This window comes from Leclercia sp. 29361 (genome assembly GCF_011290365.1).
GTDB classification, from domain to species: Bacteria; Pseudomonadota; Gammaproteobacteria; order Enterobacterales; family Enterobacteriaceae; genus Enterobacter; species Enterobacter tamurae.
On the sequence record NZ_CP049786.1, the window covers coordinates 4,103,817 to 4,117,740 of the forward strand.

Annotated in this window: 14 protein-coding genes; 8 read left to right on the plus strand and 6 right to left on the minus strand. The window is 55.2% G+C overall.

The window, feature by feature from the left end:
• Nucleotides 1-372 precede the first annotated feature (372 nt).
• Nucleotides 373-2,940 (plus strand): autotransporter outer membrane beta-barrel domain-containing protein, encoded by a 2,568-nt coding sequence (locus G7090_RS19605; protein ID WP_242685338.1) that lies wholly within the window; start codon nucleotides 373-375, stop codon nucleotides 2,938-2,940.
• 43 nt (nucleotides 2,941-2,983) lie between these two features.
• Here the strand turns inward: G7090_RS19605 and yghX are convergent, their stop codons facing one another.
• Nucleotides 2,984-3,871 (minus strand): YghX family hydrolase, encoded by an 888-nt coding sequence (gene yghX, locus G7090_RS19610; protein WP_166183998.1) that lies wholly within the window; start codon nucleotides 3,869-3,871, stop codon nucleotides 2,984-2,986.
• Between the two features lie 83 nt (nucleotides 3,872-3,954).
• Between yghX and G7090_RS19615 the strand changes: the two genes are divergently transcribed.
• Entirely contained in the window at nucleotides 3,955-4,995 is a 1,041-nt protein-coding gene (locus G7090_RS19615) for an aldo/keto reductase (RefSeq protein ID WP_106996081.1), read from the plus strand.
• Nucleotides 4,996-5,034: 39 nt separating this feature from the next.
• On the opposite strand, the gene G7090_RS19620 is transcribed toward G7090_RS19615, so the two are convergent.
• Together G7090_RS19620 and G7090_RS19625 are read right to left on the minus strand one after the other, a co-directional pair.
• The gene (locus G7090_RS19620; protein WP_106995810.1) at nucleotides 5,035-5,523 is read right to left on the minus strand and encodes a TIGR00645 family protein; all 489 of its coding nucleotides are present in this window, start codon (nucleotides 5,521-5,523) and stop codon (nucleotides 5,035-5,037) included.
• Between the two features lie 81 nt (nucleotides 5,524-5,604).
• Nucleotides 5,605-6,096 carry an ESA_00282 family adhesion-associated protein gene (locus tag G7090_RS19625; RefSeq protein ID WP_166184001.1) on the minus strand — a complete coding sequence of 164 codons (492 nt, stop codon included), beginning with the start codon at nucleotides 6,094-6,096 and terminating at the stop codon, nucleotides 5,605-5,607.
• Nucleotides 6,097-6,201: 105 nt separating this feature from the next.
• Here G7090_RS19625 and G7090_RS19630 point away from each other — a divergent pair, with 105 nt between their 5' ends.
• The 3 genes from G7090_RS19630 to G7090_RS19640 all read left to right on the plus strand — a co-directional run bounded on the left by G7090_RS19630 (nucleotide 6,202) and on the right by G7090_RS19640 (nucleotide 8,067).
• A complete protein-coding gene (locus tag G7090_RS19630; protein WP_106995812.1) occupies nucleotides 6,202-6,606 on the plus strand; it encodes a hypothetical protein in 405 nt (134 codons plus the stop codon).
• Nucleotides 6,599-7,051 carry a cytoplasmic protein gene (locus G7090_RS19635; RefSeq protein ID WP_106995813.1) on the plus strand — a complete coding sequence of 151 codons (453 nt, stop codon included), beginning with the start codon at nucleotides 6,599-6,601 and terminating at the stop codon, nucleotides 7,049-7,051. Before G7090_RS19630 ends, G7090_RS19635 begins: the two co-directional genes overlap by 8 nt.
• A gap of 119 nt (nucleotides 7,052-7,170) precedes the next feature.
• Complete coding sequence (locus G7090_RS19640; RefSeq protein WP_106995814.1) at nucleotides 7,171-8,067, plus strand: SDR family oxidoreductase; 897 nt, start codon at nucleotides 7,171-7,173, stop codon at nucleotides 8,065-8,067.
• Between the two features lie 136 nt (nucleotides 8,068-8,203).
• On the opposite strand, the gene exbD is transcribed toward G7090_RS19640, so the two are convergent.
• Together exbD and exbB are read right to left on the minus strand one after the other, a co-directional pair.
• The gene (exbD, locus tag G7090_RS19645; RefSeq protein WP_106995815.1) at nucleotides 8,204-8,629 is read right to left on the minus strand and encodes a TonB system transport protein ExbD; all 426 of its coding nucleotides are present in this window, start codon (nucleotides 8,627-8,629) and stop codon (nucleotides 8,204-8,206) included.
• 6 nt (nucleotides 8,630-8,635) lie between these two features.
• On the minus strand, nucleotides 8,636-9,367 hold the full coding sequence (gene exbB / locus G7090_RS19650; RefSeq protein ID WP_106995816.1) for a tol-pal system-associated acyl-CoA thioesterase: 732 nt from the start codon (nucleotides 9,365-9,367) through the stop codon (nucleotides 8,636-8,638).
• 251 nt (nucleotides 9,368-9,618) lie between these two features.
• On the opposite strand from exbB, the gene metC reads away from it, so the two are divergent.
• Both metC and yghB read left to right on the plus strand, forming a co-directional pair.
• Entirely contained in the window at nucleotides 9,619-10,806 is a 1,188-nt protein-coding gene (metC, locus tag G7090_RS19655; protein ID WP_106995817.1) for a cystathionine beta-lyase, read from the plus strand.
• Nucleotides 10,807-10,947: 141 nt separating this feature from the next.
• A complete protein-coding gene (gene yghB / locus G7090_RS19660; RefSeq protein WP_106995818.1) occupies nucleotides 10,948-11,607 on the plus strand; it encodes a DedA family general envelope maintenance protein YghB in 660 nt (219 codons plus the stop codon).
• Between the two features lie 56 nt (nucleotides 11,608-11,663).
• Here the strand turns inward: yghB and G7090_RS19665 are convergent, their stop codons facing one another.
• Nucleotides 11,664-12,560 (minus strand): AraC family transcriptional regulator, encoded by an 897-nt coding sequence (locus tag G7090_RS19665; protein WP_166184004.1) that lies wholly within the window; start codon nucleotides 12,558-12,560, stop codon nucleotides 11,664-11,666.
• Between the two features lie 183 nt (nucleotides 12,561-12,743).
• Between G7090_RS19665 and yqhD the strand changes: the two genes are divergently transcribed.
• Nucleotides 12,744-13,907, plus strand: coding sequence for an alcohol dehydrogenase (gene yqhD, locus G7090_RS19670; RefSeq protein ID WP_166184006.1), 1,164 nt, complete (start codon nucleotides 12,744-12,746; stop codon nucleotides 13,905-13,907).
• Nucleotides 13,908-13,924 lie beyond the last annotated feature (17 nt).

A 13,924-nucleotide genomic window follows, 5' to 3' on the forward strand; every position in this document is an offset into this window, starting at 1 on the left:
CCCTTCAAATAACGTGTTATTAGATTTCATACAATTTACAAATGTAAATCACATTCTCCATTCATTACCCTCATAATTCTAAAGGATTAGGCCTCTTTTTTTTATCAACAAGGAATGTTCCTTTTTCTACAAGAAAAGTCTTACTTTTAGTGCGTTAATAAAACTGCAACATTCATAAAATGAATGTATTTAAAAAAACCAATTAGCACCCTTTATTAAAATGACCATTTAATCGCTTGATATCACTTCAAATTTCATTACACCCTTTTCCCTTGGGAAAGTTCTTAATTACGCAAATTTCATTTAAAAAGAGCTCACTTTGATCCGGTTATATGAGATGAAAAAATGCGTATTTCAATGAAAAGGACCTTGTTGTCACAATGTGTATTACTGTCACTTGCGTCGTTTGCTGCTCAGGCAGGTGCTACCGATGCCCCCGCTTGCCAGAGTGGTGACACCACCCAGACCTGCGGCCTGTCAGAATATAAAGACGGCAGTTTCTATCAGGACCCGGGCGTCACAGATGCGGTGATGGCGAATGAAACGGCGTCCAATATTTATATGGATGGCCACCGTGAAGCGGGGGATACGCAGACCCTGACCGTTACAGGCTCTGACATGTCAGGTCATTATATTCAGGGAAGCAATGGCGGTACGGTGAATATTAACGTCACCAACAATGCCAAAGTGGATATGATCGAAGCAGGTTCTGCACTTAAGACCACCAACACCACCATCAACGTCAATGACTCCACCCTCAACGGCCAGAACAGCGACGGAACCTATCAGCGAGACAAAGATTATATGATGGGGGCCGCCATCTATCTCGATCCGCTCGATGCGGGCTACCACGATGTGAACATCAGCAACGGCAGCGCCCTGCATGGCAGTATTATCAGCGCTGGCCAGGGTACCCAAACTATCGCCATGAGCGACAGCATCATGGATAACGGTGGCATCTACGTCGGTAGCGACAAATCAGATACCTCCCTTACCCTGACTAACGCCAGCGTGGATGCGACCAACAGCCAGGTGGCGCAAAATCTCGATACCATCGTTGAAAGCCTGAGTCAGTACAAACCTTTCCAGGATATCAACGTCGATGCCTTTAGCGATCTGGCCGTGGCCCTGTATGGCACCACTCAGGATACGCTGGCACTGAATAACAGCACCGTGACCGGCGACATCGGCGTCATTAACGAAAAAGGCCAGACCGACCTGTCCTTCACCAATAACAGCGTCGTGAACGGCAACGTTACGCTGAGCGGTAACTCCACCAATACCCTTCTGGTGGATAACAGCACCATCAATGGCGATCTGAACGCCAGCCAGAACAGCGGCGATACCACCGTCACCCTGCAAAACGGTGCCAACGTTGACGGCAATATTACGACCGGCGCAGGCAATGACACCGTGGTCCTGGTGAATGATTCCCATGTCACCGGCAATGTTACCGGCGGGGACGGCACCGATACCCTGTCGATGGATGCAGGCAGCTCTATTTCCGGGCAAATTAATCAGTTTGAAACCGTAAATACCACCAGCGACAACAGTATCACCCTCGACACCATTAATGATTCCACCACCTGGAGTCTGCAGAACGGCTCTACCCTGACCGCCGCCACGACCGGCAGCAATGCCGAAGTGAACATGAGCACCGACAGCAGGGTTAACTTCGGCCAAATCACCGGCTCCCGTAACGCTGTAGTGGTCAATAACATCACCGCTTCGGCGATCAATCAGCAAAACATCGTGCTGGGAACCTTTACCACCACGACGGCAACCACCACGCCGCAAACGGCCGCCAATGCGACCTTCAGCAACGGTCAGCAGCAGGTTGAAAACCGCAGCGCAGCCTACAACTACAACAATGACCTGAGCATCGTGGCCGCTGATACGGCGCCGCAGAGCCTGCTCACCGCTGATAGTAGCCAGAACTGGAATATTGTCTTTAGCAGCTCACGCGGCGCACTGGCCAGCGATGTCCAGGGGATGATTGCCGGGCTGGATGCGGCCGAACAGGCAGGACATCAGGTCACCGATGACATCACCAGCCATCTGGATCGCCTGCACTTTGCTGGCCTGATGGGCGATCGGCAGGAAGGGGCTCAGCTGTGGGGCGATTTCCTCTATCAGAACGGTAACTTCAGCAACGATGTGGATTACAAGAGCATCACTCAGGGCGCGCAGGGCGGCGTTGACTGGACGGCTTACCTCGCTAACGGGGACAGTCTGACCGGAGGCGTGGCGCTGGCCTGGACCCGCAGCCGCGTTGAAGATACCGACAACGGCCCGGACAGCTTCAAGGACACCGTCTATGGTAACTACTACAGCCTGTACGGCGGCTGGCAGCAGGCGCTGAACGGTCGTCAGTGGGGAATGTTCGCCGACGCCAGCTTCAGCTATGGCGATATGCGCTACTCCCTCTCCGCCCACAACGTCACCGGCGACACCAGCGGCATGACCGAAGCGCTGCACGGCTCCACAGACGGTAGCCTGTATATGGCCCAGGCCCGTACCGGGGTGAACGTACTGCTGCCGGGCGAAACCGTGCTGCAACCGTACGCCATTCTCGGCTGGGATCAGACCAAAGCTAACGGCTTCTCCGACAGAGAAGTGACCTTTGCTGACAGCCAGGTCTCTTCCTGGAACGGCGGCGCGGGTCTGCGTCTGACCACCACCCTGACCGATCTGAACAAAAACGTGGCGATCATGCCGTGGCTGGATGTCCGCGTGCAGAAAGAGTTCAGCGATGATACCGATATCCAGGCAGCGGATTATCACAACACTGAAGGTCATAACAACAGCATGGGAATGTTTGGTGCGGGCGTGAATGCCACTATCGCGCACAACTTCTCGGTGAATACCGGCATTTACTATGGCACAGGCGATGTCGATAACGACGCCAGTGTTCAGGCAGGTATGAGCTACAGCTTCTGATGACCACGCCTGCCCGGCAGCCTGAGGCTGCCGGGCATTTTTGTTAGCTCAAATACTTCTCAAACCATCCCAGGGTTCGTTTCCAGGCTAATTCGGCAGCGGGTTCGTCGTAACGCGGGGTCGAATCGTTGTGGAACCCGTGGTTTACGCCAGGGTAGATCCAGGCCTCATACACCTTGCCGTTCGCTTTCAACGCGGCTTCATAGGCAGGCCATCCCTCGTTAACATTCTTGTCGTTTTCCGCATAGTGCAGCAGCAACGGTGCCTTAATTTTGGCGACGTCGGCGGTCGGAGCCTGTCGGCCATAAAACGGCACGGCGCACGCCAGCTCTGGCCAGGCCACCGCCGCGGCGTTAGAGACCCCACCGCCATAGCAGAAGCCGGTGATCCCCACCTTGCCCGTGGCGTCCGGGTGTTTCTGCATAAACCCGACCGCGGCAAAGAAGTCGTTCATCAGCTTCGTTGGATCGACCTTCTGCTGCAGGACTTTCCCCTCCTCATCGTTGCCGGGATACCCTCCCACCGAGCTTAAGCCATCCGGCGCCAGGGCGATGTATCCTGCTTTCGCCACCCGACGCGCCACATCCTCGATGTAAGGGTTGAGGCCGCGGTTTTCGTGCACCACCACCACCGCCGGGACTTTGCCGGTAGCGTGGGCGGGTTTCACCAGATAGCCGCGCACCTGACCATGACCGTCTGGCGAAGGATAGGTGATGTATTCAGGCAGAATATCGGGATCGGTGAACTTCACCTGCTCGGCGAGGGCGTAATTCGGCTTGAGCATATTGAACAGTGCCAGCGCCGTCACGCCGCCGACGGCATAGCGGGCAGCCAGATTGAGGAACTCACGTTTGTTGATTTTGCCGTGAGCGTAATAATCGTAGTAGTCGAGCAATTCCTGAGGAAAGTCTTTGGCGGTCATACGCGTCATCGCATATCTCCATGAATTGTGCACTGAGTAAGGTTAGAATAGAAACGCTGTTTCGAAAATCAAAAACCTTGAAAGGAGACATCATGCCCTGGAACGCTTCCCCTGAACGCTACGAGAATATGCAGTACCGGTACTGTGGAAAAAGCGGCCTGCGTTTACCCGCCCTGTCGCTCGGTTTGTGGCACAGCTTTGGCCACGTTCACGCCCTCGACTCGCAGCGCGCCCTGCTGCGAAAAGCCTTTGACTGCGGCATCACCCACTTTGATCTCGCCAATAACTATGGCCCACCGGCGGGCAGTGCGGAGGAAAATTTTGGCCGCCTGCTGCGGGATGATTTCGCGGCGTATCGCGACGAGCTGATTATCTCCACTAAAGCGGGCTATGACATGTGGCCGGGCCCGTACGGTGCGGGCGGTTCGCGCAAGTATCTGCTCGCCAGTCTCGACCAGAGCCTGAAGCGGATGGGGCTGGAGTATGTGGATATCTTCTACTCGCACCGGGTAGATGAAAATACGCCGATGGAAGAGACCGCCTCGGCGCTGGCGCAGGCGGTGCAGAGCGGGAAGGCGCTGTACGTTGGCATCTCATCTTATTCTCCGGAACGCACCCAGAAAATGGCGGAGCTGCTGCGCGAGTGGAAGATCCCCCTGCTTATCCATCAGCCTTCCTACAATCTGCTTAACCGCTGGGTAGACAAGAGCGGCCTGCTGGATATCCTGGCCGCCAACGGCACCGGCTGTATCGCCTTTACGCCGCTGGCGCAGGGCCTGCTGACCGGCAAATACCTGAACGGCATTCCTGACGGCTCCCGCATGCAGCGCGAAGGCAAAAAGGCGCGCGGCCTGACCGAAAACATGCTGACCGAGGCCAACCTCAACAGCCTGCGCTTGCTGAACGAAATGGCGCAGGCGCGCGGTCAGACGATGGCGCAGATGGCCCTGAGCTGGCTGCTGAAAGACGATCGCGTGACGTCAGTATTGATTGGTGCCAGCCGGACAGAGCAGCTGGAGGAGAACGTGCAGGCGTTGAATAATCTGCGCTTTAGCGAGGATGAGCTGCAGCGGATCGATCAGCATGTGGCTGACGGGCAGCTCAATCTGTGGCAGGCGTCGTCAGATAAGTAGTTAAATGCCGGGTGGCGCTGCGCTTACCCGGCTTTTTTATTACTTGCGACTCAGCTTATCCAGATACCCCATCACAAACGCTGACAGCACAAACGTCAGGTGGATAATCACATACCACATCAGCTTGTTATCCGGGATATTTTTGGCATCCATAAACACCCGCAGCAGGTGAATCGACGAGATCGCCACAATCGAGGCAGCCACTTTATTTTTCAGCGACGAGGCGTCCATTTTGCCCAGCCAGCTCAGCTTCTCTTTATCCGCGGCGATGTCCAGCTGCGACACAAAGTTTTCGTAGCCTGAGAACATCACCATCACCAGCAGGCCGCCCACCAGGGTCATATCCACCAGCGACAGCAGGAGCAGAATCAGGTCGGATTCCGCAACGCTGAATATGTGCGGCAGGACGTGAAAAATTTCCTGGAAGAATTTAATACAGAGGGCCACCAGCGCCAGCGAGAGGCCAAAATAGACCGGGGCTAACAGCCAGCGGGAGGCATACATTGCGTTTTCAAAAAAGCGTTCCATAGAGTCCTGTCTGCAAACGAAACCAGCGTGCAGTATATCGCAACGCGACAAAGTGTTTGCAACAACTAAACAACACCGACCCTATACCTGCTCCGGCTTAACCTCAGGCCGCTGATACTCCGGCCACACCAGCACCACCAGCGCCGGATAGGCCTCCAGGCTGAACTCACGAAAACACTGGCGCAGGTTCATCACCTCCAGATCGGAATGCGACACTTTCTCACCATTCAGGCAGCGCTTCTTGATATTGTCGTAATATTTGTACACCGCCGAGTTGAGATCGCTGCAACGACGCTGCGCATCAAAAAGGTCAGGCGTACTATTTATTTCCACCATATTCATTCGTTTAATTGTGGCATGGAGGAAATCAATATATTCATGATTAACACGCCAGTACCAGACCGGCGTAATCGCATTCATTAACACAGAAAAATGGTCTTCGCCCTCTTCTTTTGACATCCGTTCTGGCTGCGCATTATCCGCTTCGCTACTTTTATTGAACTCGCGCATCAATAAAAGAACCACGGCAGTAAGCAATAACAAAGTAATGACAGTATAAAAAATGCTGTTCATATAGGCAGGCTCCATTTTTTTTGATTTTAAATTTGCCTCATGTTATTGTCAACGAATCTCACACTCCAGACAAGCCCACCCCGTTGAAATTAAAGGAAATATAAAATGTTGCCCGACAATCTGGTCCCGGCTAAGTTTCACATTTCTACCGTGGAACCGAAACCACCAGAAGCAGAAAGCAATGCAAATTTCACTAAGGGGAAAAGAACACTCGCTGATTACGAGCCTGATATATTAATTGGTGTTACCCGTACCGGTAACTCCCGCAATATGTTGCTCGAAGAGCACGACCGCCATATAAAGGACCGGTTATTCCGGGTGGTTAAAATCGAGGTGTTCGCCCGCCTGCTCAATGACCTGCAAGCGGAAGGGGAAATAGATGCCCAGGCACTAAGTCAAATATTGTCGGAAAAAACCGCTGAGATAAACGAAGCCGGTAATGATATCTGGCTGAATCTAATTACCTGTGAAAAAAACACGCCCATTTTTTATAAGCTAGAGGATGAATAACGTGAAGGATGTTGATAACAACAACGTTTATTTAGCTTTAGATGATAAAAAGAGCGATGAATTTATCTTAGAGCAAAATCTGGCTGCGCTGAAAGAGATTAAAAACGCTGAAATACAACGTATTGCCAAAGAATTGCTCTCGATTCCGGCAGGTCTGGTACGGCTGAAATGGCAGAACCGCCGTGAAATTTATCCGTTACAGGTTAAAGAAGAGATCTACGGTGCGGCAATTAATGCCATTATGCAGCAGCGGCCAGACTTAAAAGAGAAAATACTGGCCCGGCTGGAAACCAACTATCAGTATTTGCGGGCCCGTGAAACCGCCACCCTGCGCGTTACCCGTAAACTGGCCGATGAAGGCTATCGTACCACCAGCGTGACCACCGTTGCGCTGAATGAAGACGTACTCGCCGCGAAAACGACACCCCCTGCGCAAAAGCCGTAACCCCCAGCGCGTCCCGCTCCGCCTGTTGCTATTGGTTTAAGGATTATCCTGAATGATCCTCACTTCCCGGTTGATTCTTCTAAGCTTAAAGCCTGATCACCCACTCAAGGAGAACCTCAATGGCAAATTCCCAGAGCAAAATTCAGGACCCAACCACCCAGTACTACACTGGCGAATTCCCGAAGCAAAAACAGCCCATCCCCGGGGTGCAGAGCAAGATGGATCCGGTCCCGGATTGCGGCGAGAAAAGCTACAAAGGCAGCGGCAGACTACAGGATCGTAAGGCACTGGTGACAGGGGGCGACTCCGGTATTGGACGCGCTGCCGCCATCGCTTACGCGCGTGAAGGCGCAGACGTTGCGATTAACTATCTGCCTGCCGAAGAAGAAGATGCGCAGCAGGTTAAGCAGCTGATTGAAGAAGCCGGACGCAAAGCGGTACTGATCCCCGGCGACCTGAGCGATGAAAAATTTGCCCGTTCGCTGGTGCATAAAGCCCATCAGGAACTCGGTGGACTGGATGTGCTGGCGCTGGTGGCCGGTAAGCAGGTGGCAGTCGAGAATATTGCTGATATTACAACGGAGCAGTTTACACAGACCTTTACCGTGAACGTGTTTGCGCTGTTCTGGATAACCCAGGAGGCGCTGCCGCTGCTGCCGGCCGGGGCGAGCATCATCACCACCTCGTCGATTCAGGCCTATCAGCCAAGTCCGCACCTGCTGGACTATGCGTCTACCAAAGCGGCCATCCTTAACTTCAGCCGCGGGCTGGCGAAGCAGGTGGCGGAGAGCGGCGTGCGCGTTAACGTGGTCGCTCCAGGCCCTGTCTGGACGGCGCTGCAAATTTCCGGCGGTCAGCCGCAGGAGAAGATCCCGCAGTTTGGTCAGCAGACCCCAATGAAGCGCGCAGGGCAGCCTGCGGAGCTGGCACCGGTGTACGTCTATCTGGCGAGCCAGGAATCAAGCTATGTGACGGCGGAAGTGCACGGCGTATGCGGCGGGGAACATCTGGGGTAGTTGTGCAGTGCCGGGTGGCGGCTTCGCCTTACCCGGCCTACCGATTCTTTGCGGGCTGATGCCCTCACCCTGGCCCTCTCCCACGGGGAGAGGGAACAAACATTAAAAAAGGCAACTTACGTTGCCTTTTTGCGTTTTATTTCGCCACAGTCTTCTCTTCGCCTACCAGGCCAATCTTCAGGTAACCCGCCTGATGCAGCGTGTCCATTACCCTCATCATGGTTTCGTAGTCGACGGTCTTGTCAGCACGGAAGAAGATGGTGGTCTCTTTCTTGCCGTTAGTCAGGGTATTCAGCGCCGGGATCACCGACTCATCCGTTACCAGATCGTTACCCAGGAACATGGATTTATCGGCTTTCACGGACAGATAAATCGGTTTTTCCGGGCGCGGCTGCGGCTGACTGGATGATGCAGGCAGATTGACCTTCACGTCTACCGTCGCCAGCGGCGCAGCAACCATGAAGATAATCAGCAGAACCAGCATGACGTCGATAAACGGCGTCACGTTGATTTCGTGCATTTCGCCGTTATCGTCCAGATTTTCATTAAGACGCATTGCCATGACGAATCAACCTAAGTGTAATTTCTGAGCAGAACGGACCGGCTTCACGGCGCTGGCACTGAGGTCCAGATCGCGGCTTTGCAGCAGCAGGACCTGAGCGGCAACGTCACCGAGAGTCGCTTTGTAGCTGCCGATCATACGGGCGAAGATGTTGTAGATGACCACCGCCGGGATAGCGGCAACCAGACCAATCGCCGTCGCCAGCAGGGCTTCTGCGATGCCGGGGGCCACAACCGCGAGGTTAGTGGTTTGGGTCTGGGCGATGCCGATGAAGCTGTTCATGATGCCCCAGACCGTACCGAACAGACCGACGAACGGTGAAATCGCACCGATGGTCGCCAGGTAGCCGTTACCACGGCCCATATGACGACCAATGGCCGCCACGCGACGCTCCAGACGGAAGCCGGTACGCTCTTTAATCCCTTCGTTGTCTTCGCTGCCTGCAGAAAGCTCGAGCTCGTTCTGGGCTTCGTTGATTAACTGGGTGGTCAGGCTTTTGGCCTGGAAGGAAGAGGTCATGTCGCTCGCCTGATTCAGGTTGCGGGCCTCGGCCAGCTGCTGCTGCTCGCGCTTAAGACGGCGCTTGTGAGAGATAAGCTCCACGCTCTTGCTAAAGAAAATAGCCCAGGTGACGACGGACGCCAGAATCAGGCCGATCATCACAATCTTCACCACGATGTCGGCATGATGATACATACCCCAGACGGAGAGATCCGTCTGCATCAAATTATTACCCACTCGGTATCTCCAGGACGCAAATCACAAAATCTGAGCATAATAATATCAAAACAACGTCGAATTGATAGTAGTTCTCATTAGTATTTACATAGTGCCGTAAATTCGTTTCATTTTCCTTGCGCTTACGCAGGAAAAATTTCCCGGAAACATATTTTAAAAAATATTCCGCTGATCCCACCACCCTTCTCGCGACCATTTTTACTTTCGTGATAGTGTGGACGTCCAGACGTATAAAAACAGGTTGCGCAGACATGAAAGAGAAGCATCTTGATACCACCCTTGTCCAGGCGGGACGCAGCAAGAAATATACCCTCGGTTCGGTGAACAGCGTGATTCAGCGCGCCTCGTCGCTGGTGTTTGAGACCGTCGAGGCGAAAAAGCACGCCACCCGCAACCGGGCGAAGGGCGAGCTGTTTTACGGGCGTCGCGGGACGCTGACCCACTTCTCATTACAGGAAGCGATGTGCGAGCTGGAAGGCGGTGCAGGCTGCGCCCTGTTCCCGTGCGGTGCGGCGGCGGTGGCCAATACTATTCTGGCGTTTGTTGAACAGGGCGACCATATCCTGATGACCAACACCGCCTACGAGCCGAGCCAGGACTTCTGCACCAAAATCCTCAGCAAGCTGGGCGTGACCACCGGCTGGTTCGATCCGCAGATCGGCGCGAAGATTGCCGATCTGATCCAGCCCAATACCCGGATCGTGTTCCTGGAATCGCCGGGCTCCATCACCATGGAAGTGCATGATGTGCCGGCCATCGTACAGGCGGTACGCAGCAAAGCGCCGGACGCCATCATCATGATCGATAACACCTGGGCGGCAGGCGTGCTGTTTAAGGCGCTTGATTTTGGTATCGACATCTCTATTCAGGCGGCGACCAAGTACCTGATCGGCCACTCGGACGGCATGATCGGTACGGCGGTCTCCAACGCCCGCTGCTGGGAGCAGCTGTGTGAAAACGCCTATCTGATGGGACAGATGGTGGATGCCGATACCGCCTACATGACCAGCCGCGGACTGCGTACCCTGAGCGTCCGCCTGCGCCAGCATCATGAAAGCAGCCTGAAAGTCGCCCAGTGGCTGGCGCAGCATCCGCAGGTGGCGCGGGTTAACCATCCCGCCCTGCCGGGCAGCGTCGGGCATGAATTCTGGCAACGTGATTTTACGGGCAGCAGCGGCCTGTTCTCGTTTGTGCTCAACAAGCGTCTGAGCAATGACGAGCTGGCAAACTACCTCGATAACTTCTCCCTGTTCAGCATGGCCTACTCCTGGGGCGGCTTTGAGTCGCTGATCCTGCCTAACCAGCCAGAGCAGATTGCAGCCCTGCGTCCGGGCGGAGAAGTAGACTTTACCGGGACCCTGATCCGTCTGCATATCGGCCTGGAAAACGTCGAGGATTTGATTGCCGATTTAGAGGCCGGGTTTGCGCGTATCGAATGACACCGGGTCCTAAAAGCACTCCGCGGACACTTTTCTCCTCAATCGATGCAGAAAAGTCTGATTTGTTGCGCCTGCGATCAAAGCCCGCAGGCGAAATAGGGAGTACAATAGGCCCATATACGCTGTTCCACAGGAAAGCCCATGGCTGTTATTCAAGATATTATCGCTGCACTCTGGCAACACGATTTTGCAGCACTGGCGGACCCTCACGTGGTTGGGGTTGTTTATCTCGTGATGTTCGCCACGCTGTTTCTGGAAAATGGGTTACTGCCTGCCTCATTTTTACCGGGCGACAGCCTGCTGCTGCTGGCGGGGGCGTTAATCGGGAAAGGGGTGATGGATTTTGCGCCGACGATGGTGATCCTGACCTCCGCCGCCAGCCTGGGCTGCTGGCTCAGCTATTTGCAGGGCCGCTGGCTGGGCAATACGCGGGTTGTGAAAGGCTGGCTGGCGCAGTTGCCGCATAAGTATCACCAGCGCGCGGCCTGCATGTTCGATCGCCACGGCCTGCTGGCGCTGCTCGCGGGACGTTTCCTGGCCTTTGTCCGCACCCTGCTGCCGACCATGGCGGGCATCTCCGGGCTCTCTAACCGCCGCTTCCAGTTCTTTAACTGGCTGAGCGCGCTGCTGTGGGTCGGCGTGGTGACCACCTTCGGCTATGCCCTGAGCATGATCCCATTCGTGAAACGCCATGAAGATCAGGTCATGACCTTCCTGATGATCCTGCCGGTGTTCCTGCTGGTGGCTGGTCTGGTGGGCACTATCGTCGTGGTGATCCGTAAGAAATACTGTCGCGCCTGACAGTAATACCCCTCACCCTAACCCTCTCCCCATAGGGGAGAGGGAACGTGAACACCCTACCCCTGCATCATTCTGATCCGCGCCGCGTCTTCCCCTGGCGTCACCCCAAAGTAACGTTTGAACTCCCGACTGAACTGCGAGGCGCTTTCATAGCCTACCCGCAGCGCCGCCGCGCTGGCTTTCATCCCGTCGTGGATCATCATCATCCGCGCCTTGTGCAGGCGGTAGCTCTTGAGATATTGCAGCGGTGAGGTGCTGGTCACCGATTTGAAGTTATGGTGGAACGCCGAGACGCTCATATTGGCCTCGGCCGCCAGCTGATCGACACTCAGGTTTTCGGTGTACTGGCTCTCGATGCGCTTCAGCACCCGGCTGATGAGGCTGAAGTGGGTCTGCCGGCTGACCAGCGCCAGCAGCGCTCCGCCGCCCGGCCCCAGCAGCACGTGGTAGAGGATCTCACGAATAATCTGCTTACCCAAAATGCGCGCATCCAGCGGGCGCTCCATCACATCCAGCAGGCGCTCAATGGCACAGAGGATCTCATCCGTCAGCGTGGCGGAGTTGATCCCGCTTGCCGCCATCGACGGGCAAAACAGCTCGTCCTCGCCAATATCCATCAGCAGCTCCTGCAGCTGCAGGATATCCACATTTAAACGAATACCTGCCAGCGGCACGGCTTCTGTCGCGAAGGTTTCACATTCGAAGGGTAAAGGTACTGTCAGGAGCAGATATTCGCGCGGGTCATAGCGGAATACACGCTCATTGATATAGCCAATTTTATGCCCGGAAAAGAGAAAAATGATACCAGGCTGATACATCACCGGCGTGCGGGTGCCGGGCTGGGTACCGTACAGCAGACGTACATCCGGCAGCAGTTCGCTGAGCTTATTTGCATTATCTTTCAGTATGTTAATTTGCGCCGTTAGCTGCAGGCAGGTTTCATCGCGGTTCATCTTTGCTCAATCCGTCCAGGGTTTCCGACGTTTGCAGTGTGCGCGGTTTTTCGCAGTTTCTCCAGCACCCTGTAGAAATGGGCAAGACAACGGCAGAAATGTGCATTGAGAGGAGCGCTGGTGCTCGCCACAATGGGCACCATCAGTTAGCCCGGTATTTTCACCCACCTAAGGGAACGAACAATGAACAATTTCAATCTGCATACCCCAACCCGCATTCTGTTTGGTAAAGACGCTATCGCCGATCTGCGCGAGCAGATCCCGGCCAACGCCCGCGTGCTGATCACCTACGGTGGCGGCAGCGTGAAGAAAAACGGCGTGCTGGATCAGGTCTATAGCGCCCTGCAAGGTCTGGACGTGCGTGAGTTTGGCGGCATTGAGCCGAACCCGTCTTACGAAACCCTGATGAACGCGGTGAAAATCGCCCGCGACGAGAAGATCACCTTCCTGCTGGCAGTGGGCGGCGGTTCGGTGCTGGACGGCACCAAGTTTATCGCTGCGGCGGCCCACTACGCTGACGGTATCGACCCGTGGCACATCCTGCAGACCGGCGGCAGCGACATCAAAAGCGCCATCCCGATGGGCTCCGTGCTGACCCTGCCTGCTACCGGCTCTGAATCCAACAAAGGCGCGGTGATCTCCCGCAAAACCACCGGCGACAAACAGGCCTTTATGAACGAGCACGTGCAGCCGGTATTTGCGGTGCTGGATCCGGTTTATACCTACACCCTGCCGCCGCGTCAGGTGGCGAACGGCGTGGTGGATGCCTTTGTTCATACCGTTGAGCAGTACGTTACTTACCCGGTAAACGCCAAAATTCAGGATCGTTTCGCCGAGGGCATTCTGCTGACCCTGATCGAAGACGGCCCGCTGGCCCTGCAAGAGCCAGAGAACTACGACGTGCGTGCCAACGTGATGTGGGCCGCGACGCAGGCGCTGAACGGCCTGATCGGCGCCGGCGTGCCGCAGGACTGGGCCACCCACATGCTGGGCCACGAGCTGACGGCGATGCACGGCCTCGATCATGCCCAGACCCTGGCGGTGGTGCTGCCTGCGCTGTGGAATGAAAAACGCGACACCAAACGCGGCAAACTGCTGCAGTACGCTGAGCGCGTCTGGGGTATCACTGACGGATCGGACGAGGAGCGTATCGATGCCGCTATCGCCGCGACCCGTAACTTCTTCGAGCAGATGGGCGTGCCTACGCGTCTTTCCGGCTACGGCCTGGACGGGAGCTCCATCCCTGCCCTGCTGGCGAAACTCGAAGAGCACGGCATGACCCAGATCGGTGAGCATCACGACATTACCCTCGACGTGAGCCGCCGTATTTACGAGGCTGCTCGCTAAGCGATTTTGCGCGCTTA